The 20,849-nt window shown below is 53.9% G+C and carries 20 protein-coding genes; 7 read left to right on the forward strand and 13 right to left on the reverse strand.

All coding sequences use genetic code 11. The annotated features are described in order from the left end of the window. The first annotated feature begins 4 nt into the window (after nucleotides 1–4). On the forward strand, nucleotides 5–424 hold the full coding sequence (gene yciA / locus ACA373_RS05035) for an acyl-CoA thioester hydrolase YciA (protein WP_370734100.1): 420 nt from the start codon (nucleotides 5–7) through the stop codon (nucleotides 422–424). Nucleotides 425–483: 59 nt separating this feature from the next. On the opposite strand, the gene tonB is transcribed toward yciA, so the two are convergent. Beyond that, entirely contained in the window at nucleotides 484–1,227 is a 744-nt protein-coding gene (tonB, locus tag ACA373_RS05040; protein ID WP_301251630.1) for a TonB system transport protein TonB, read from the reverse strand. A 201-nt stretch (nucleotides 1,228–1,428) separates the two neighbouring features. Between tonB and ACA373_RS05045 the strand changes: the two genes are divergently transcribed. Beyond that, on the forward strand, nucleotides 1,429–1,725 hold the full coding sequence (locus tag ACA373_RS05045) for a YciI family protein (RefSeq protein WP_253453799.1): 297 nt from the start codon (nucleotides 1,429–1,431) through the stop codon (nucleotides 1,723–1,725). Between the two features lie 21 nt (nucleotides 1,726–1,746). Continuing rightward, nucleotides 1,747–1,845 (forward strand): YoaK family small membrane protein, encoded by a 99-nt coding sequence (locus ACA373_RS05050; protein WP_148101246.1) that lies wholly within the window; start codon nucleotides 1,747–1,749, stop codon nucleotides 1,843–1,845. Nucleotides 1,846–1,891: 46 nt separating this feature from the next. Here ACA373_RS05050 and ACA373_RS05055 read toward each other — a convergent pair whose 3' ends face one another. After that, nucleotides 1,892–2,065: a YciY family protein gene (locus ACA373_RS05055; protein ID WP_125287735.1), complete on the reverse strand. Its 174-nt coding sequence runs from the start codon at nucleotides 2,063–2,065 to the stop codon at nucleotides 1,892–1,894. 146 nt (nucleotides 2,066–2,211) lie between these two features. Here ACA373_RS05055 and cls point away from each other — a divergent pair, with 146 nt between their 5' ends. Next, entirely contained in the window at nucleotides 2,212–3,672 is a 1,461-nt protein-coding gene (gene cls / locus ACA373_RS05060; protein ID WP_253453797.1) for a cardiolipin synthase, read from the forward strand. Between the two features lie 45 nt (nucleotides 3,673–3,717). Beyond that, the gene (locus ACA373_RS05065; RefSeq protein ID WP_125287737.1) at nucleotides 3,718–4,041 is read left to right on the forward strand and encodes an HI1450 family dsDNA-mimic protein; all 324 of its coding nucleotides are present in this window, start codon (nucleotides 3,718–3,720) and stop codon (nucleotides 4,039–4,041) included. A gap of 39 nt (nucleotides 4,042–4,080) precedes the next feature. Here the strand turns inward: ACA373_RS05065 and oppF are convergent, their stop codons facing one another. The 7 genes from oppF to ACA373_RS05100 all read right to left on the reverse strand — a co-directional run bounded on the left by oppF (nucleotide 4,081) and on the right by ACA373_RS05100 (nucleotide 12,659). Then, nucleotides 4,081–5,079 carry a murein tripeptide/oligopeptide ABC transporter ATP binding protein OppF gene (gene oppF, locus ACA373_RS05070; RefSeq protein WP_253453794.1) on the reverse strand — a complete coding sequence of 333 codons (999 nt, stop codon included), beginning with the start codon at nucleotides 5,077–5,079 and terminating at the stop codon, nucleotides 4,081–4,083. Beyond that, nucleotides 5,076–6,089: an ABC transporter ATP-binding protein gene (locus ACA373_RS05075; RefSeq protein WP_253453792.1), complete on the reverse strand. Its 1,014-nt coding sequence runs from the start codon at nucleotides 6,087–6,089 to the stop codon at nucleotides 5,076–5,078. Before ACA373_RS05075 ends, oppF begins: the two co-directional genes overlap by 4 nt. Before the next feature lie 11 nt (nucleotides 6,090–6,100). Then, nucleotides 6,101–7,009, reverse strand: coding sequence for an oligopeptide ABC transporter permease OppC (gene oppC / locus ACA373_RS05080; RefSeq protein ID WP_125287740.1), 909 nt, complete (start codon nucleotides 7,007–7,009; stop codon nucleotides 6,101–6,103). A gap of 14 nt (nucleotides 7,010–7,023) precedes the next feature. Continuing rightward, nucleotides 7,024–7,944: an oligopeptide ABC transporter permease OppB gene (oppB, locus tag ACA373_RS05085; protein WP_253453790.1), complete on the reverse strand. Its 921-nt coding sequence runs from the start codon at nucleotides 7,942–7,944 to the stop codon at nucleotides 7,024–7,026. A gap of 77 nt (nucleotides 7,945–8,021) precedes the next feature. Continuing rightward, nucleotides 8,022–9,650 carry an oligopeptide ABC transporter substrate-binding protein OppA gene (oppA, locus tag ACA373_RS05090; protein ID WP_253453788.1) on the reverse strand — a complete coding sequence of 543 codons (1,629 nt, stop codon included), beginning with the start codon at nucleotides 9,648–9,650 and terminating at the stop codon, nucleotides 8,022–8,024. Nucleotides 9,651–9,796: 146 nt separating this feature from the next. After that, nucleotides 9,797–11,416 (reverse strand): ABC transporter substrate-binding protein, encoded by a 1,620-nt coding sequence (locus tag ACA373_RS05095; protein WP_301729475.1) that lies wholly within the window; start codon nucleotides 11,414–11,416, stop codon nucleotides 9,797–9,799. A 595-nt stretch (nucleotides 11,417–12,011) separates the two neighbouring features. Beyond that, on the reverse strand, nucleotides 12,012–12,659 hold the full coding sequence (locus ACA373_RS05100; protein WP_125287744.1) for a YchE family NAAT transporter: 648 nt from the start codon (nucleotides 12,657–12,659) through the stop codon (nucleotides 12,012–12,014). 457 nt (nucleotides 12,660–13,116) lie between these two features. Between ACA373_RS05100 and adhE the strand changes: the two genes are divergently transcribed. Further along, nucleotides 13,117–15,792, forward strand: coding sequence for a bifunctional acetaldehyde-CoA/alcohol dehydrogenase (gene adhE / locus ACA373_RS05105; protein ID WP_301251624.1), 2,676 nt, complete (start codon nucleotides 13,117–13,119; stop codon nucleotides 15,790–15,792). A 120-nt stretch (nucleotides 15,793–15,912) separates the two neighbouring features. On the opposite strand, the gene tdk is transcribed toward adhE, so the two are convergent. Then, on the reverse strand, nucleotides 15,913–16,536 hold the full coding sequence (tdk, locus tag ACA373_RS05110; RefSeq protein WP_125287746.1) for a thymidine kinase: 624 nt from the start codon (nucleotides 16,534–16,536) through the stop codon (nucleotides 15,913–15,915). A 515-nt stretch (nucleotides 16,537–17,051) separates the two neighbouring features. On the opposite strand from tdk, the gene hns reads away from it, so the two are divergent. Beyond that, nucleotides 17,052–17,459, forward strand: a complete 408-nt coding sequence (hns, locus tag ACA373_RS05115) for a histone-like nucleoid-structuring protein H-NS (protein ID WP_253453780.1) — start codon at nucleotides 17,052–17,054, stop codon at nucleotides 17,457–17,459. Nucleotides 17,460–17,532: 73 nt separating this feature from the next. Here the strand turns inward: hns and ACA373_RS05120 are convergent, their stop codons facing one another. From ACA373_RS05120 to galU, 3 genes are read right to left on the reverse strand one after another with little or no spacing between them, the layout of a single operon-like run. Then, nucleotides 17,533–18,540, reverse strand: coding sequence for an NAD-dependent epimerase (locus ACA373_RS05120; protein ID WP_253453778.1), 1,008 nt, complete (start codon nucleotides 18,538–18,540; stop codon nucleotides 17,533–17,535). Between the two features lie 14 nt (nucleotides 18,541–18,554). Then, a complete protein-coding gene (locus ACA373_RS05125) occupies nucleotides 18,555–19,895 on the reverse strand; it encodes a UDP-glucose/GDP-mannose dehydrogenase family protein (RefSeq protein WP_253453776.1) in 1,341 nt (446 codons plus the stop codon). A 27-nt stretch (nucleotides 19,896–19,922) separates the two neighbouring features. Next, entirely contained in the window at nucleotides 19,923–20,831 is a 909-nt protein-coding gene (gene galU / locus ACA373_RS05130) for a UTP--glucose-1-phosphate uridylyltransferase GalU (RefSeq protein WP_370734101.1), read from the reverse strand. Nucleotides 20,832–20,849: the final 18 nt, after the last annotated feature.

The raw sequence follows: 20,849 nt of genomic DNA on the forward strand, positions 1-20,849 counted from the left end.
GATAATGAGTGACGAACAACGACAGCCTGAGGGCGAAATGGTGCTGCGCACGCTGGCTATGCCTGCGGATACTAACGCCAACGGCGATATTTTCGGCGGCTGGTTGATGTCGCAAATGGATATGGGCGGCGCCATTCTGGCAAAAGAGATCGCGGGCGGCCGCGTGGTGACGGTGCGGGCTGACGGCATGACCTTTCTGAAGCCGGTTGCGGTAGGTGACGTGGTCAGCTGTTATGCGCGCTGCATTCGTACCGGCAGCAGCTCGATTACAATTAACGTAGAAGTCTGGATTAAGAAGGTGTCTTCAGAACCGATTGGCCAGCGCTACTGTACCACCGAAGCGGTATTTATCTACGTTGCCGTTGACGGCGAAGGCAAATCGCGACCGCTGCCACCGGAAAAAAGCCATTTTAGCGAAGCGTAACGGCATAAAAAACGGGAGCAAAATTTGCTCCCGTTTTTTATTATGGGCAACATCACCCGTTACTCAATGCTGCTGCCGCCGTTGATTTTAAAGACAACGTTCATTTTCAAATCCTTGCCCGGCTTGCCCGCCTCATAGCGCCACTTACGCATGGCGTTTTTCACTTCACGCTCGAACATATTGCGCGGCTCGGCCTCGAGAATGCGGATATTTCCCACCTGCCCCGAGCTGTCCACGTCAAATTGCACGCGAACATGCCCTTCCAGACGCAGCGCAAAGGCGCGTGACGGATAGGCCGGTTTGCCAATGCTCATCGCTTTCGGGCCGGAAGAGACGGCCGTTGAAGGCGCTGCCGATGTTTTCGGCGCGGTAGAAGGTTTGGTCGCGGTAGCCGTACGATCGTTATTCAACGGCGCGGCCTGGCGAGGCTCCTCGCGCGGCTTCACCTCTTTCTTCGGCTTCACCACTTCCTTTTTAGGCTTAGGTTTGGGTTTAGGCCTGGGAACGGGTTTCGGGATCGGCACCGGTTCCGCTTTAGGCGGCTCCGGCTCCGGCACGGGTTCAGGTTCGGGTTCAGGCTCCGCTACCGGCTGCGGCGCAGGCTGGGGCGCTGGCTGTGGCTCCGGCTGCACTTCCGGCGCGACCAGAGAGACGCTGATAGGCTGAGACGCTTTTGGCACTTCCACGGTCTGGTGAAAAGAAGCATAAAGTATTCCGCCAATCACCACGGCGTGCAGACCCACGGAAAGCAGGGTCGGTAGCGAAAGTCGGCGAGGAAATGAAGTTTCTGTCAGCGTCGTCATAATCTTTCTGCTGTAAAAGTTGAGGCGTAAGTTTAAATGCAAATAGCAATCAGTTTCAACAACTCGCCTCTTTTCAGGCGTGAATTTGTCAGAAAATCGGTTAGCCTTACGCGCCGCGCCTGCAAGAGCATCTTTCATTTGCAGAATAGCGAACGATGCCTTAACGTGATCGCCAATCATTAGCGATGGACAGGAGTTAACGTGCTCTACGTAATTTATGCAGAAGATAATGCGGATTCACTGACAAAGCGGCAGGCGGTTCGCCCCGCGCATGTGGCACGTTTGCAGCTGTTACAGGATGAGGGACGCCTGATTATCGCCGGGCCGATGCCGGCGGTGGACAGCAACGAACCTGGCGTGGCGGGCTTTACCGGCTCTACCGTGATCGCCGAGTTCTCGTCGCTGGAAGAGGCGCAATCCTGGGCGCAGGACGATCCTTATATCGCCGCGGGCGTTTATAAGCAGGTTGCCGTTAAACCATTTAAGCGCACGTTTTAACGCCTTCCGCCTGGAACCCTGATGAAAATTGGCTATCTTTTCCCGGCCGCGGTCGGTATAGCAGGCGCGGCGCTGCTGATATGGTTTATCGCCAGCGGCGCCTGGATGCCGGGCGCCTGAGGCGCAGGCAGTAAAAGAAACCCGGCGCAAGGCCGGGTATTTACGCTCAGACCAGCTGGGTAATAAACAGAATAGAACGACGCTGCTGTTGGCTTAGCTGATGGCGAATGGCGTGCATCCGTCCGTAGCGTCTCGACTGCCCTTCCAGCCAGCGCGCCCGTCGGCGCTGAATTTGACGCGACATGCGCCAGCGTGCGACTTCATTTCTACTCCGTCTCATATTACCCTCTTCGCTTGCAAAAACTCGCGCCGCATTATAAAGACTTCTGTCTCTACGCCAAGTCCGATGACTTGAGGAAAAGGTTTCGTCCGCTCCGATCTGCACGTAAACTCCTGTAATCAGAGGTGAACAGGACTTCCGCTTTTATGACGACTTTTTATACTTTAATGAGCTGGCTGCTGCTGTTTGGTTACTGGCTGCTGATTGCCGGGGTCACGCTGCGCATTCTGATGAAGCGCCGCGCGGTGCCTTCGGCGATGGCCTGGCTGCTGATTATTTATATTCTCCCTCTGGTAGGCATCGTCGCCTATCTTTCCTTTGGCGAGCTGCATCTGGGGAAGCGTCGTGCCGAACGCGCCCGCACCATGTGGCCTTCCACCGCCAAATGGCTGAACGATCTGAAATCCTGTCACCATATTTTTGCCCGTGATAACAGCGACGTGGCGCGCTCGCTGTTTCAGCTTTGTGAAAACCGTCAGGGTATCGCCGGGGTAAAAGGTAACCAGCTACAGCTGCTCACCTCTACGGACGATACGATGCAGGCACTGATCCGCGATATCCAGCTGGCTCGCCATAATATCGAGATGGTGTTTTATATCTGGCAGCCCGGCGGCATGGCGGATGAAGTGGCGGAAGTACTGATGGCGGCGGCGCGGCGCGGCGTTCACTGTCGGCTGATGCTGGACTCCGCCGGCAGCGTGCAGTTTTTCCGCAGCGACTGGCCCGCGATGATGCGCAACGCGGGCATTGATGTCGTGGAGTCGTTGAAAGTCAGCCTGCTGCGCGTCTTTTTACGCCGCATGGATCTGCGCCAGCATCGCAAAGTGGTGCTGATCGATAACTATATTGCCTATACCGGCAGCATGAACCTGGTCGATCCGCGCTTTTTTAAACAGGATGCGGGCGTGGGCCAGTGGATTGACCTGATGGCGCGCATGGAAGGCCCGGTGGCAACCACCATGGGCATCATCTACTCCTGCGACTGGGAGATTGAAACCGGCAAGCGCATTCTGCCGCCGCCGCCGGACGGCACTATTATGCCTTTCGAGCAGGAAAGCGGCCACACCATTCAGGTTATCGCCTCCGGGCCGGGCTTTCCTGAAGATCTGATTCACCAGGCGCTGCTGACCGCCGTCTATTCGGCGCGCGAGCAGCTGATTATGACCACGCCCTATTTCGTGCCCAGCGACGATTTGCTGCACGCTATCTGTACCGCCGCGCAGCGCGGCGTCGAGGTGAGCATTATCGTGCCAAGACATAATGATTCACTGCTGGTAGGCTGGGCGAGCCGCGCTTTTTTTGCGGAACTGCTGGAAGCGGGCGTCAGAATTTATCAGTTTGAAGAAGGCCTGCTGCATACCAAGAGCGTGCTGGTTGACGGGCAGCTGAGCCTCATCGGCACGGTTAACCTGGATATGCGCAGCCTGTGGCTCAATTTCGAGATTACGCTGGTGATTGATGATGACGGTTTCGGCGGCGATCTGGCGCGCGTACAGGATGATTATATCGCCCGTTCGCGGCTGCTGGATGCAAAACAGTGGACGCGGCGCGCCTGGTGGCAGAGGATTGTCGAACGACTGTTTTATTTCTTCAGCCCGCTGTTGTAAAACGAGCGGCATTGCACAGCCCTGACGGGCATTATGGGAAATTTTATGGATTTAAATAACCGCCTTACCGAAGATGAAACCCTGGAACAGGCCTACGATATTTTTCTGGAGCTGGCGGGCGATAATCTCGATCCGGCCGATATCCTGCTCTTTAATCTTCAGTTTGAAGAGCGCGGCGGTGCAGAGCTGCACGATCCCGCCGAGGACTGGGCCGAGCATGTGGATTTCGATCTGAACCCGGACTTTTTTGCCGAGGTGGTGATTGGCCTGGGAGAAAACGACGGCGACCCGGTGACCGATATCTTCGCTCGCGTCCTGCTGTGCCGCGAAAAAGACCACAAGCTCTGCCATATTCTGTGGCGTGAATAAACCGCAGCCGCATCCCGTCGCCGGGATGCGGTCTGGTTTTTATAACGGATCGACCTTCAGGCAGGAGACCGCATGACGGAAGCTGCCTTCCAGCAGCGGACGCGTTTTGGCACACTCCGGCCCGGCTATCGGACAGCGGGTGCGAAATACGCAGCCCGATGGCGGATCGATCGGCGAAGGCAGCTCCCCTTCCAGCAGCTGGATAACCTTGTTTTTCTCCAGGTCGGGATCGGGGATCGGCACGGCGGACATTAAAGCCCTGGTGTAAGGATGCTGCGGGTTCTGATAAACCTCATCATAGGTGCCCAGCTCCACCGCATGGCCCAGATACATCACCAGCACGCGATCGGAGATATGTTTTACCACCGCCAGATCGTGGGCGATAAAGATCAGCGACAGCCCCATCTCGCGCTGTAGCTGCTGGAGCAGGTTGACCACCTGCGCCTGAATAGAAACATCCAGCGCGGAAACCGGCTCGTCGCAGATAATCAGTTTGGGCTCCAGAATTAACGCCCGGGCAATGCCGATGCGCTGGCACTGGCCGCCTGAAAATTCGTGCGGGTAGCGGTTAATCAGGTTCGGCAGCAGCCCCACCTTCATCATCATTGTTTTGACCCGCTCTTTGACTTCCTGACGCGCCATTTTGGGATGATAGGTACGCAGCGGTTCAGCAATAATATCGCCGATGGTCATACGCGGATTCAGCGAGGCCAGCGGATCCTGAAATATCATCTGGATATCGCTACGCGCCCTGCGCCACTCCTCTTCGCTTTGCCCCAGCAGGTCGCGGCCCAGCCAGGCGACGCGCCCTTCCGTGGCCTTGACCAGCCCGATGATGGCGCGGGCCAGCGTTGATTTCCCGCAGCCGGACTCGCCCACCACGCCCAGGGTTTCGCCTTCGTACAGGCGCAGGCTGACGCCGTCCACGGCCTTCAGCGTTTTCGGCGGCTGCCAGAACCACTGCCCGCTGTCTTTGATCGCGAAATGCACTTTCAGATCGGCGATTTCCAGCAGAACGTTCTTTTCTGTCGTGCTCATACCAGCTCCTCCGCAGGTTTAAAGCAGGCGCGCAGCCGCTCCTGTCCAAACGGCTCCAGCGGCGGCATCGTGGCGCAAATTTCCATCGCGTGCGGACAGCGAGGCTGAAACGGACAGCCTTTTGGCAGCCGCAGCAGGTTGGGCGGATTGCCGGGAATGGTGGTCAGGGATTCGCCCTCCGCGTCGAGGCGCGGCACGGCGTTGAGCAAACCAATCGAATAAGGGTGCGTTGGCTGATAGAAGATATCGCGCGCTTTGCCGTACTCCATCGTACGTCCGGCATACATCACCAGCACGCGATCGCAGATGCCCGCCACCACGCCCAAATCATGGGTGATCATAATAATCGCGGTGTTGAACTCTCTTTTCAGATCGTTGAGCAGCGTCATAATTTGCGCCTGCACGGTGACGTCCAGCGCCGTGGTCGGTTCGTCGGCAATCAGCAGCTTAGGCCGACACAGCAGCGCCATCGCGATCATCACGCGCTGCCGCATCCCGCCGGAGAACTCGTGCGGATACATCTTCATGCGCTTGCGCGCCTCGGGCATTTTCACCGCATCCAGCATCCGCACCGATTCTTCAAAAGCCTGCGCGCTGCTCAAGCCTTTATGCAGCTGCAACACTTCCATCAGCTGCTCGCCCACCCGCATATAGGGATTTAACGAGGTCATGGGATCCTGAAAAATCATCGCGATCTGTTCCGCCCGCAGCCGGTTAAGCTGCTTTTCCGGCAGGTTGAGGATCTCATTGCCGCGAAAACGCGCCGAGCCGCCGATGCGCCCGTTGCCCGCCAGCAGCCCCATCAGTGCAAAAGCCGTCTGCGACTTGCCGGAGCCGGACTCGCCGACGATGCCCAGCGTTTCGCCCGCCCGCAGGTCAAAATTAAGGTCGTTAACGGCGGTCACATCGCCGTCCGGCGTGGTGAAAGTCACGCGCAAATCTTTTACCGACAGCAGCAGTTCGCTTCCCGCCTGCGTGGCCATCGCTGGCTGTAGTTGTGTAACGTTCATCGGGAAACTCCTTAGCGATCTTTCGGGTCGAGGGCATCACGCAGACCATCGCCGATAAAGTTGAAACAGAACAGCGTCACCACCAGAAAACCGGCCGGGAACAGCAGCAGCCACGGCGAGACTTCCATCGAGTTGGCGCCGTCGCTGAGCAGCGCGCCCCAGCTGCTCAGTGGCTCCTGCGTGCCCAGGCCTAAGAAGCTGAGGAAGGATTCAAACAGGATCATGCTCGGCACCAGCAGCGAGGCATAAACCACCACCACGCCCAGCACGTTAGGCACGATATGGCGCAGCACGATGCTGGCGGTAGAGACGCCGCCGACATGCGCCGCCTCGATAAACTCTTTGCGCTTCAGGCTCAGCGTCTGGCCGCGCACGATACGCGCCATATCCAGCCAGGAAACCAGCCCGATCGCCACGAAAATCAGCAGGATATTACGGCCAAAAAAGGTCACCAGCAGGATCACGAAGAACATAAACGGAAAGGAGTTAAGGATTTCCAGCAGGCGCATCATCACCGAATCGACTTTGCCGCCCAGGTAACCGGCCAGCGAGCCGTAAAGCGTGCCCACCAGCACCGCCACCAGCGCGGAAGCGATGCCGACCATCAGCGAGATCCGTCCGCCGATCGCCACGCGCACCAGCAGATCGCGTCCCGACGAGTCCGTGCCGAAGTAATGCTTAGACACCATATCCGGCGCGCTGGACATCATGCCCCAGTCGGTATCATCGTAGGTGAACGAGGAGAGCATGGGCGCGAAGATCACAAAGAGCGCAATCAGCACCAGCACGCTCAGGCTGGCCAGCGCCGCCCGGTTATGAATAAAGCGACGGCGGGCGTCCTGCCACAGGCTGCGGCCTTCGATCTCCAGCTTTTCGCTAAAGGCGTCGAGAGCTTCGCTGTTTTTCTTACTCAGTATCATGGCGAACTCCGCGATTAATAACGAATTTTTGGATCGATAACCGCATAAAGCACGTCAACGATCGCGTTAAAAAGAATGGTCAACACGCCGACCAGAATGGTCAGGCTGAGCACCAGCGAGTAGTCGCGGTTCAGCGCGCCATTCACGAACAGCTGCCCAATACCCGGCAGGCCGTAAATGGTTTCGATAACCATTGAACCGGTAATAATGCCGACAAACGCCGGGCCAAGGTAGGAAAGCACCGGCAGCATCGCAGGCTTCAACGCGTGGCGCAGAATAATGCGGCGCATCGGCAACCCTTTAGCGCGCGCCGTGCGGATAAAGTTGGCGTGAAGCACCTCGATCATCGATCCGCGCGTGATGCGGGCGATACTGGCGATATAGGCCAGCGACAGCGCCACCATCGGCAAAATCATGTACTGGATAGCCCCGCCGTTCCAGCCGCCGCCCGGCAGCCATTTCAGCACGATGGCGAACACCAGCACCAGCAGCGGCGCCACCACAAAGCTGGGGATCACCACGCCGGTCATCGCCACGCCCATCACCAGGAAATCCCATTTGCTGTTCTGCTTCAGCGCGGCTATTACGCCCGCCGTCACGCCCAGCACAATCGCCAGGATAAAAGCAGCAAAACCCAGTTTGGCCGATACCGGAAAGGCGTGTCCGACCAGGTAGTTGACCGAATAGTCTTTGTATTTAAACGACGGCCCAAAGTCGCCGCGCGCCAGCTGGATCAAATAGTCCAGATACTGTTTCCAGATGGGATCGTTTAAATGATATTTGGCTTCAATGTTCGCCATCACTTCGGGCGACAGCGTACGCTCGCCGGTAAAAGGGCTGCCGGGTGCGAGGCGCATCATAAAGAAAGAGATAGTAATCAGGATCAGTAACGTCGGAATCGCTTCCAGAAAACGACGAAAAATAAATTTTAACATTGCCCGTACCTGCTGGCCTGTGCTTCAGCACTGCTCAAAAGAATTACATGGGGGAAGCGTTCCTTCCCCCGATTTTTTTAGTGTTTGATGATGTAGAGATTTTTATCGTAGAGATAGTTCAACGGATCTTTGCCGGTATAGCCGCCGACGTAAGGCTTAACCAGGCGCGTATTGGCGTAGTAGAACACCGGCGCGATGGTCGAATCTTTATCCAGCTGCTGCTCCGCCTGGGTATAAGCTTTGCTGCGGGCCGCTTCGTCGCTGGCCGCCATGGCCGACGCCATAATTTTGTCGAAGGCTGGCGATTTATAGTGCGAGGTATTGTTGCTGCTGTCGGAGAGCATGGTGTTCAGGAACGAGGTCGGCTCGTTATAGTCCGCACACCAGGCGGCGCGCGCCACGTCAAAATTGCCCTGATGACGGGTATCCAGGAAGGTTTTCCACTCCTGGTTATTCAGCTTGATATTGACGCCCAGGTTTTTCTTCCAGATCGACGAGACGGCGATAGCCAACTTCTTATGCAGATCGGAAGTGTTATAAAGCAGCTCGAAGGTCAGCGGCTTATCGGCAGTGTAGCCCGCTTCCGCCAGCAGTTTTTTCGCCTCTTCGTTACGCTTCTCTTGCGTCCAGCTCATCCATTCCGGCTTGACTAAATCGGCGCCGTCAATGGCCGGCGGTGTATAGCTCCAGGCGGGCTGCTGACCCTGCGCCAGCACTTTATTGACCATGATATCGCGGTCCAGCCCCAGCTTCAGCGCGGTGCGGACTCGAGGATCGTTAAAAGGCGCTTTCTGATTGTTGAGTTCGTAATAATAGGTGCAGAGATAAGGATCGACGCGCAATTCCTTCGGATTCTCTTTTTGCAACTTTTTAAACAGCTCGATCGGCAGGTTGGTGTAGGTCATATCGCTGCCGTTGCTGCTGAAGTAGCGGTTAACGTCGTTAACTTCAGAAGGGATCGGCAGGAAGGTAACCTTATCGAGCACGGTATGCGCGTTGTCCCAATACTGCGGGTTGCGCACCACGACGATGCGCTCGTTAATAATGTGTTCCTGTAGCTTATAGGCGCCGTTGCCGACCCAGTTTTCCGGCTGCGTCCACTTTTCGCCAGCCTTGTCGATAGCGGGTTTATAAACCGGCGACATGGATGGATGGATCAGCAGCTTATAAAAATAAGGCACCGATTCGGTCAAAGTGACCTGAAGCGTGTGCGCATCAAGCGCCTTTACGCCCAGCTGGTCGGGCTTCTGCTTGCCCGCGATAATATCGTCGATATTGGCCAGATGCCCGTATTGCAGGTAGCTGGCGTAAGGCGATGCCGTTTTAGGATCGGCCAGGCGCTGCCAGCTGTAGACGAAATCCTGTGCGGTGACCGGCTCGCCGTTAGACCATTTAGCGTTGTTGCGCAGATGGAAAGTCCAGACCTTGCCGTCCTTGTTTTCCCAGCTTTCCGCCACGCCCGGAATGGGATGGCCGTTGGTGTCGTTGATCAGCAGCCCTTCCAGCAGGTCGTAGCTGACGTTAGATTCCGGCACGCCTTCAATTTTATGGGGATCCAGCGACTGCACTTCGTCGCCGTTACCTTTAATCAGCTCCTGCTTAGCGGCAAGCTGCACGCCTGCGGGCACCGTAGCGGCCGATGCCATGCCGGTCAGCGCGCTCAGAATACCCAGCGCCAGCAGGCGCTTTTTCGTGATGTTGGTCATTTTGCTACTCCAGTTTTTATTATTACCGGGACGCTTTAGCTATCCCTCTTTGCCGGGCCACGGCTCATGACGGGGAACGAATACGTCACGGCCGTTTTTTATTTGCCCTGGCTGCTGTCATCACTAGCTATTACCTTCCTTACAAATCAATGTTTTATAATATATAAATATTTTATATCCGGCTGATCCTGCGGATCTTTACCGGTAAAACCGCCAACCCAGGGCTTGATCAACCTTGCGCTGACGCGGTAATAGACGGGAACGATAGCGGAATCGCGATCGAGCTGCTGCTCGGCCTGCTGATAAAGCGAGGCGCGCTGTGCGGCATCGTCAGCCGACAGCGTTTTTGCCAACAGCTCGTCGAATTTATCGCTTTTATAGAACGCCGTGTTGTTGGAAGACTGGCTCTGCATGGCGTTAAGAAAGGTGGAGGGTTCGTTGTAGTCGGCGCACCAGGTAGCGCGAGCCACCTCAAAATCGCCCTGATGCCGGGTATCCAGCATGGTTTTCCACTCCTGATTATCCAGCGTGACTTGCGCGCCCAGGTTTTTCTGCCACATTGAAGCCGCAGCGATAGCCTGCTTTTTATTTAAATCGGAAGTGTTATAAAGCAGCCGGAAACGCAGCGGTTTTTCCGCGCTGTAGCCTGCCTCGCTCAGCAAGGCCTTCGCCTGTTCGTTGCGCTGTTGCTGCGTCAGCTTCATCCAGGCCGGTGGAGGTAAATCCGCGCCGTCAATAAAAGGCGGCGTAAACCCGCCCGCCGGGATCTGCCCCTGCCCCATAATCTTGTTGGCGATAATATCGCGATCCAGGGTCAGCTTGACCGCTGTACGCACGCGCGGATCGTTAAACGGCGGTCGCTTATTATTCAGTTCATAATAGAAGGTGCACAGCAGCGGGCTGACGCGCACCTGAGTGCCCAGCGTTTTCTTCAGCATGGGGAAAAGCTCGGGCGGCAGCACGCTGTTGGTCATATCGATTTCGCCGCTGCGATAGCGGTTAACATCGGTCGCTTCAGACGTTATGGGCAGAAAGGTGGCCGTTTCGATAGTGGTCTGCGCATTGTTCCAGTAGTGAGGATTGCGCTTCAGCACGATTTTTTCGTTGATTACCCAGTCGCTGAGGGTATAAGCGCCGTTGCCGACGTAGTGCGCAGGCTGCGTCCACTTCTCGCCCCACTGTTCGACGGCTTTACGGTTTACCGGCTTTAGTGCCGCGTAGGCCGCCAGCGCGATAAAATAAGGTACCGGCTCGCTCAGCACTATCTGTAGATGAGTGTCGTCAACCGCGCGGATGCCAAGACTTGTCGGTGGTTTTTTTCCGGCCAGGATCTCGTCAATGTTTTCAATATGCGCGTATTGCAGATAGCTGGCATAGGGTGAAGCCGTATGCGGATCGGCCAGGCGCTGCCAGCTGTAAACGAAATCCTGTGCGGTTACCGGCTCGCCGTTGCTCCACGTGGCCTTACGCAGCGTAAAATTCCAGACCTTGCCCGCCTCGCTGTGCCAGCTCTCGGCCATACCCGGCACGATATGGCCATTGTTGTCGGTCGCCACCAGCCCTTCCAGCAGGTTGATCACCACGTTGCTTTCCGGCACGCCCTCAATTTTTTGCGGGTCGAGCGTGGAGACTTCGCCGCCGTTATTAATCGTGATGCTTTGCTGCGGGGCCAGTGCAATGCCTGCGGGCGCAGCGCTCAGGGAGGAAGCGGTCAACGCGCTACAGACAGCGACGGCCAGCTTCAGAGGCTTCAGCAATAATCTCATTAAACGATTTCTACCTCTGTACGAAAATTTCTGACGTAAACGTTGCCTGACAGGCTTTGCACATCTGATGCCAGTTTTGTCCGCTGCAGCAAAACCTATCAGATGCCGACTTTTCGCGCCAAGGTAAAATAACGAAAATGTTAACCAATTCGCTTTTATTACGCAGAAGTTAACGAATACATAACTTATTTTGAATAAAAAACAAAAGGCAACCCTTTGATTTGGAAATAATTTCTTTAAAAATCCGCTATTTCTTGCCGTTATTTGTATGTTGCAGCAGAGATGAGGCTTTAACCCCTATTTCTCAGCATAAAATAATAGATGAAACCTTTATCATGACATTTACTGTGTGATGCACGCATCATAACAGCGATAAAATTTGTTATTGAAATAACATTTTCTGATGAGCTTCTGAAAAAAGGTTATTTTTCAGTAATTACATTAATAATCTGCGCAGCTGGTTAAGCCAGAAGAATACTCGCACCAAAAAAGGGCAGCGCGGCACTCTTTTGCACAATTTTGGGGCGCCATTTTATTGCATCGGTGAATTAAGCGCAGATTATGCCTCTACAGGCCCGTTTTATAGTGAGGAGTTTTATCCCACCAGCCCCGGAAACAGCGCCCTGACGCCGGTGACGATAAATTCGATACCCAACGCCATCAGCAACAGCCCCATAATACGGGTGATAACGTTGATTCCTGTCTGCCCCAGCGCCCTGACCATCAGCGGTGCCGCGCGAAACAGCAGCCAGCAGCAGACGGCGAAAAGCGCAATCGCCACGCTAAAGCCAAGCAGGTTTACCCAGCTGTGATAGCGGGTGCTCCAGACAATGGTCGAGCTGATGGCGCCAGGCCCCGCCATTAAAGGCAGCGCCAGCGGCACTACGCCCACGCTTTCGCGCACGGCGGTTTCTGTTTTTTCCTGCTTGTTCTGTTTATCCTCGCCCAGCTTGCCGCTGATCATCGACATCGCGATAGTCACCACCAGTATTCCGCCCGCAATGCGGAAAGAATCAATCGAGATACCGAACAGATGCAGAATAGCGTCGCCTAAAAATAGCGAGGTCCAGAGAATAATGGCGACGGAAAGGCTGGCCGTCAGGTTGGTTTTGTTACGGGCTGCCGGCAGCTGATAGCTGGTCATACTGATAAAGACGGGAATAATGCCGACCGGGTTTACCAGCGCAAAAAGCCCGACGAAAAATTTTATATAGCCTGAAAGATCGAGGATGGTCGGGTTCACGCTTTACTCCAGTAAGGGGGATGTCGCTTAACGCGTCGGTCAAGCCCGGGCTGCCGTAGATTTGCTCCCTCCGACAGCTGTTTAAGCAGTTAATTACTCTAATAATTCATATATTAGCAAACTATAGCGCTAATAATTTAGCCTGTTCGGCAAATGTAGCCTATTGAAAATTCAGGTAACAGGCCGCAAGGCTGATGCTGAAAGGTGTCAGCATGAATGCTTCTTGATCTACATCAAAATCATCGGCCAGACCTGTGCGTACTATTGTACTCAGTAAACGGAATTACCCGCAGATTCACCGCCTGTAACGGTAATGATGCGTAGACTCTTTTAGTAAACCTGTAGAACCTGGAAACCAAAAAGCCAGCACGTTTCGGTAACAACCAGGCGCCCTTGTCTATAATTGACAGTTCTGACTTGTTTACTAACAGAGTTTAACTTTCATCAGGAGAGCATTATGACCGTTACTAACGTTGCTGAGCTTAACGCACTGGTCGAACGTGTAAAGAAAGCCCAGCGAGAGTACGCGAATTTCACTCAGGAACAGGTCGACAAGATTTTCCGCGCTGCCGCTCTGGCCGCTGCCGACGCCCGCATTCCTCTGGCTAAAATGGCCGTAGCGGAATCCGGAATGGGGATTGTTGAAGATAAAGTCATCAAAAACCATTTTGCCTCTGAATATATCTATAACGCTTATAAAGATGAGAAAACCTGCGGTATTCTCGACACTGATGACACCTTCGGCACCATCACTATCGCCGAACCTACCGGCCTGATCTGCGGCATTGTACCCACCACTAACCCAACGTCCACCGCTATTTTTAAAGCGCTGATTAGCCTTAAAACCCGCAACGGTATTATCTTTTCTCCGCACCCGCGCGCTAAAGACGCCACCAACAAAGCGGCGGACATCGTGCTGCAGGCAGCTATTGCCGCCGGTGCACCAAAAGATATTATCGGCTGGATTGACGCGCCTTCCGTGGAGCTTTCCAATCAGCTGATGCACCATCCGGATATTAACCTGATCCTTGCGACCGGCGGGCCAGGCATGGTGAAAGCGGCCTATAGCTCCGGTAAACCGGCTATCGGCGTCGGTGCCGGTAATACTCCGGTCGTGATTGACGAGACGGCGGATATCAAACGCGCCGTAGCTTCCATCCTGATGTCTAAAACCTTCGATAACGGCGTAATCTGCGCCTCTGAACAATCTGTTATCGTGGTGGATTCCGCCTACGACGCCGTACGCGAACGCTTCGCCAGCCACGGCGGCTATCTGCTGCAGGGCAAAGAGCTGAAAGCGGTACAGGATATCATCCTGAAAAACGGCGGTCTGAACGCGGCGATTGTGGGCCAGCCAGCGGTGAAAATTGCCGAAATGGCAGGTATCAGCGTACCGTCCAGCACTAAGATCCTGATTGGCGAAGTGAAGCTGGTCGATGAGTCCGAACCTTTCGCGCATGAAAAACTTTCCCCTACGCTTGCCATGTACCGTGCAAAAGATTTTGAAGACGCGGTCAGCAAAGCGGAGAAACTGGTGGCGATGGGCGGTATCGGTCACACCTCCTGCCTGTACACCGATCAGGATAACGAGCGTGAGCGCGTTAACTACTTCGGCGACAGAATGAAAACCGCGCGTATTCTGATTAATACCCCGGCTTCGCAGGGCGGCATCGGCGACCTGTATAACTTTAAACTTGCTCCGTCACTGACGCTCGGCTGCGGCTCCTGGGGCGGCAACTCTATCTCCGAGAACGTAGGACCTAAACATCTGATCAACAAGAAAACCGTGGCCAAGCGAGCAGAAAATATGTTGTGGCATAAACTTCCTAAGTCTATCTACTTCCGCCGCGGTTCCCTGCCTATCGCCATGGAAGAAGTGGCGACCGACGGTGCCAAACGCGCCTTTATCGTTACCGACCGTTACCTGTTTAACAACGGCTATGCGGATCAGGTGGTATCGGTATTGAAATCTCACGGCCTTGAAACCGAAGTGTTCTTTGAAGTCGAAGCGGATCCGACACTGAGCATCGTGCGTAAGGGCGCGGAGCAGATGAACTCCTTCAAACCAGACGTGATTATTGCTCTCGGCGGCGGTTCGCCAATGGATGCGGCAAAAATTATGTGGGTGATGTACGAGCATCCCGAAACCCATTTCGAAGAGCTGGCGCTGCGCTTTATGGATATCCGTAAACGTATCTATAAGTTCCCGAAAATGGGCGTGAAGGCGAAGATGATTGCCATTACCACTACGTCCGGCACCGGTTCAGAAGTTACGCCTTTTGCGGTGGTGACCGATGACGCGACCGGCCAGAAATATCCGCTGGCTGACTATGCGCTGACGCCGGATATGGCTATCGTTGACGCCAACCTGGTGATGAACATGCCGAAGTCGCTGTGCGCTTTTGGCGGTCTGGATGCCGTGACCCACGCGCTGGAAGCCTATGTTTCAGTGCTTGCTAACGAATATTCCGACGGCCAGGCGCTCCAGGCGCTGAAGCTGCTGCAGGAAAATTTACCGGCGAGCTATCGTGACGGCGCGAAAAACCCTGTTGCTCGTGAGCGCGTCCATAACGCCGCGACCATCGCCGGTATCGCTTTTGCCAACGCCTTCCTTGGCGTCTGCCACTCCATGGCGCACAAGTTAGGCTCTGAGTTCCATATTCCACACGGTCTGGCTAACGCCCTGCTGATCAGCAACGTTATCCGCTACAACGCTAACGATAACCCAACCAAGCAGACGGCGTTCAGCCAGTACGATCGTCCGCAGGCTCGCCGCCGCTATGCTGAAATAGCCGACCATTTGCGTCTTAGCGCGCCTGGCGACCGCACCGCGCAGAAAATTGAAAAACTGCTTGCGTGGCTCGAAGGAATGAAAGCGGAACTGGGTATTCCTAAATCGATTCGCGAGGCTGGCGTACAGGAAGCGGACTTCCTGGCAAAAGTGGATAAGCTGGCGGAAGATGCCTTTGACGATCAGTGTACCGGTGCTAACCCGCGCTATCCGCTGATTGCCGAGCTGAAGCAAATTATGATGGATACCTTCTACGGTCGTGAATACGTAGAGCCTTTCGATTCCGTAGCCGAAGCCCTGGTGGCGCAGCCGGTCGAAATGCGCAAGAAAGTGAAAAAATAATCTAACCTGACTGAAACCCGCCGCAAGGCGGGTTTTTTTTATCCTTAAGCCGGGCTAATCATCCTGCGCACATCAGGCGTTAAGAACCGCTCTGGTTTTGTCGCATCGCCTTTCCCCTTTTCAGGCTGGCTTGCGGCCTTTTTCCCCGTAAACCGCCTCCAGCGAGTGCTGCTCAAGCGCCGCCTTATAATGCTTACGGCAGACCGAGACGTAGCGCTCGTTGCCGCCGATCACTACCTGCTCGCCCTCATCGTAAGGCTCGCCGTTTTCATCGACTCTTAATACCATTCCCGCTTTTCTTCCGCAGTGGCAAACTGTTTTCAGCTCGACAAGCTTGTCGGCCCAGGCAAGAAGATAGTGGCTGCCGCTAAATAACTCCCCGCGAAAATCGGTTCGTAAACCATAACAGAGAACCGGGATATCCAGATTATCCACCACGTCAGATAACGCTTTTACCTGCTCTCTGGTCAGAAATTGCGATTCATCTATCAGCACGCAGTGAACCGGTTCCATTTGCTGTTCTGCTTTTATCTCATCAAAAAGTGCCGTGTCGTTATTATACAATTTTGCTGGAGAAGAAAGGCCAATACGCGAACTCACTTTGCCCGATCCAAAACGATTATCAATTTCTGCTGTATAGACCAGCGTGCGCATCCCGCGCTCATGATAGTTATATGAGGACTGCAATAGCGCAGTCGATTTACCTGCATTCATTACGGAATAATAAAAATAAAGCTGAGCCATCTGGCCTTGCTCCGAATTAAAGTTTAACGGGTTAAGATTATTGTATCACACTCATCAAAGACCAGGATGACCCTGCGGCGCGCCTTTTTCGTGCAGTATTGCGTAGCCGCTGGCGTAAAGACTGTACTAATGGACAGGCGAAATCGCCGGCCCCTTTTCGCAACGGGTTTTACCGCGGCTATTTTTATCGCATTTAACGATTAAAAAAAGGATTGTGTTCTTGCTATTATTCACTGCGTTTTCTGTGGGTTAGCTTTGAACACCATTTAGCAAAACAAGCCTACAACTTTGATTATAATTCCAGGCGTTGGGGTAAGCTGAAGTGGTTATCTGTTGCAACAATCAATCTTTTATTCATCTTAAGCCTATTTGTCCAGGGCTTAATAAGGGATTGTCAGCGTCGAAAGATAAACACATTTCTTTCCCTTACAAAATTAGCTATTGCAGTTCATTATGACGCACTCTATTATTATCAGGCAGAACATTCCCCCATTATAATTTTTGAGATTAGAACAATGAGCGAAGCACTTAAAATTTTGAACAACATCCGTACTCTGCGTGCACAGGCCAGAGAATGCTCGCTGGAAACTTTAGAAGAGATGCTGGAGAAGCTGGAAGTTGTTGTGCACGAACGCCGTGATGAAGAGAGCCACGCTCAGGCTGAAATCGAAGAGCGCACCCGTAAACTGCAGCAATATCGTGAAATGCTGATTGCCGACGGCATCGATCCTAATGAACTGCTTGCTACGCAGAACGCTGCAAAAAGCGTGGGTAAAGCCAAGCGCGCTGCCCGTCCTGCCAAGTATAAATATGTGGATGAAAATGGCGAAACGAAAACCTGGACCGGCCAGGGTCGTACGCCAGCCGTAATCAAAAAAGCTATCGAAGAACAGGGTAAAAAACTCGAAGATTTCATGCTGTAAATTTCTTCAGCGGATGAATTTTCATCCGGGCTACATAAAAAAAGGAAGCCGAAGCTTCCTTTTTTTATTACCGTTATACCTGATAGAAAGTGCGATACCAGTTAACAAATCGACTTACGCCTTCCTCTACACCAGTCTGTGGCTTAAATCCAATCGCCTTATAAAGCGCCGTGGTATCCGCGCTGGTCTCCAGCACGTCGCCTGGCTGCATAGGCAGCATGTTTTTCTCGGCGGTCATGCCTAACGCTTTCTCCAGCGCCTCGATATAAGCCATTAACGTCACCGGGCTGCTGTTGCCGATATTATAGACGCGATACGGCGCCGAACTGGTCGCCGGGCTGCCGCTTTCTACTGTCCAGCTGGCGTCTGGCTGAGGAATAACGTCCTGCAGACGTACGATGGCCTCGGCAATATCGTCGATATAGGTGAAGTCGCGGCGCATCTGGCCATTGTTATATACGTCAATCTTTTCACCCGCAATCATGGCGCGGGTAAACTTAAACAAGGCCATATCAGGGCGTCCCCACGGGCCGTAGACGGTGAAAAACCGCAGGCCAGTAGTTGGGATGCCATAAAGATGAGAATAGGTATGAGACATCAGCTCATTGGCTTTTTTAGTCGCCGCATACAGGGAAACCGGATGGTCTACCGTATCGTCGGTTGAGAACGGCATTTTGCGGTTCAGGCCATATACGGAGCTGGAAGAAGCATAAAGCAGATGACCGACTTTATTATGGCGGCATCCTTCCAGAATATTTAAATGTCCGATGAGATTGGCATCGGCATAGGCCAGCGGGTTTTCCAGCGAATAACGAACGCCTGCCTGTGCGGCCAGGTGAATAACGCGGTCAAAACCTTCGGCGGCAAAAAGCGCGGCCATCCCTTCCCTGTCGGCAAGGTCAAGCTCAATAAAAGTGAAGTTTGAAAAAGGTTTGAGTAAATCCAGGCGGGCGAGTTTGAGTTTTACATCATAATAGTCATTCAGGTTGTCGAGACCGACAACCTGGTGACCGGCGCCTGACAGGCGTTGTGCGACATGAAAACCGATAAAGCCTGCTGCGCCGGTAACCAGATATTTCATACTTCCCTCGTTAATTATGCAATTTGGATAGAAGCTCCGCGGCCGATTGCATAATAAACGAAACCGCGTTTGCTGACTCTTTCTGGATCATACAGGTTACGACCATCAAAAATCACGGGTTCTTTCAGCGCATTTTTAATGACATCAAAATCCGGCGCGCGGAAGTTTTGCCATTCGGTGCAGATAACCAGGCCATCTGCGCCCTGCAATGCCGCTTCTTTGGTGCCCATCAGCTTAAGATCGCTGCGGTGACCATAGATGCGCTGCGCTTCGTCCATCGCTTCCGGATCGAAAGCCTGAACGGAAGCCCCGGCCTGCCACAGTGCTTCCATCAGCACGCGGCTTGACGCTTCACGCATATCGTCGGTGTTTGGCTTAAAGGAGAGTCCCCACAGCGCAAAGGTTTTGCCCTGAAGGTTGTCGCCAAAGTGACGCTTGATAAAGTCCGGCAGCTTGTGCTTCTGCGAGTCGTTAACGTCTTCCACAGCCTGCAGCAGACGCGGCTTATAGCCAATCTGCTCGGCGGTGCGGATCAGCGCCTGCACGTCTTTCGGGAAGCAGGAGCCGCCGTAGCCGCAGCCAGGGTAAATAAAGGAGTAGCCGATACGGGAATCGGAACCAATACCCTGACGCACTTTCTCGACGTCCGCACCCAGGCGTTCAGCCAGGTTGGAGATCTCGTTCATAAAGCTGATTTTTGTTGCCAGCATGCAGTTAGCTGCATACTTGGTCAGCTCGGCGCTGCGGATATCCATCAGGATCATACGATCGTGATTGCGGTTGAATGGCTCATACAGCTCGCGCAGCAGGTCTACTACCGCTTCGTTGTCGGTACCTACCACAATACGCTCAGGACGCATACAGTCGTTGACCGCCGCACCTTCCTTCAGGAATTCCGGGTTAGATACCACATCGAAAGCGATCTCTTTGCCACGCGCCTTCAGCGTTTCTTCCATCACGCCGCGCACGCGGTCAGCCGTTCCTACCGGTACGGTTGACTTGTCGATAACCACTTTATGATCGTTCATATGTTGGGCAATCGTACGCGCTACCGCGGTGACATATTTCAGATCCGCAGAGCCATCCTCATCCGGAGGCGTGCCCACAGCGATAAACTGCATAATGCCGTGGTTAACACCCTCTTCCGCATTGGTGGAGAACTTAAGGCGACCTGCCTCATAGTTCTGCATCACCAGCGGCGTCAGGCCTGGTTCAAAAATTGGAATGATCCCTTTCTTCAGATTCTCGACTTTGTTTGCGTCGACATCGATACAAAGAACGTCATGTCCGACTTCGGCCAAAACCGCAGCCTGAACCAGACCCACATAGCCGATACCAAATACGGTGACTTTCATTGAATTGTCCCGGTTAAAAAATTAATCTTATTTCTCGTTGCCAACGGTGCTTTCAAGCCATGCTTTGAAATCTGCACCCAGCGTATTATGACGCACGCCGTATTCGACGAATGCCTGCATGTAGCCCAGTTTGTTACCGCAGTCGTGGCTGATGCCTTTCAGGTGGTAAGCTTCAACGGTTTCTTTGTCCATCAGCATAGCGATAGAGTCAGTCAGCTGGATTTCATCACCTGCGCCTGGAGGCGTTTTCGCCAGCAGAGGCCAGATATCCGCAGACAGCACGTAACGACCCACAACCGCCAGGTTAGATGGCGCTTTATCTGCTTTAGGCTTCTCTACCACACCGACCATCGGCGCGCTTTCGCCCGCTTTCAGCTCTGCGCCCTGGCAGTCAACCACGCCGTATGCGGTCACGTCTTCTACAGGCTCTACCATGATCTGGCTGTGGCCGGTTCCATCGAAGCGACGCATCATGTCGGCCAGGTTGTCCTGAGCCAGGTTAGATTCGTACTCGTCGATGATAACGTCAGGCAGGATAACCGCTACCGGCTCGTTACCGACAACCGGATAAGCGCACATTACCGCGTGGCCCAGGCCTTTCGCCAGACCCTGACGTACCTGCATGATGGTCACGTGAGGCGGGCAGATAGACTGGATTTCTTCCAGCAGCTGACGCTTAACGCGTTTTTCCAGCATCGCTTCCAGCTCAAAGCTGGTATCAAAATGGTTTTCGATAGAGTTTTTAGATGAGTGCGTTACCAGCACGATCTCGGTGATACCAGCAGCGATACACTCGTTAACGACATACTGAATTAACGGCTTATCAACCAGCGGCAGCATCTCTTTAGGAATTGCTTTGGTGGCAGGTAACATACGGGTTCCCAGACCAGCAACAGGGATAACCGCTTTTTTTACTTTGGACTTATAGGCAGACATCTAAGTACCTCTCTTTAG

The sequence above is a fragment of the Erwinia sp. STN24 genome (genome assembly GCF_041320675.1).
In the GTDB taxonomy this organism is placed as follows: domain Bacteria; phylum Pseudomonadota; class Gammaproteobacteria; order Enterobacterales; family Enterobacteriaceae; genus Erwinia; species Erwinia aeris.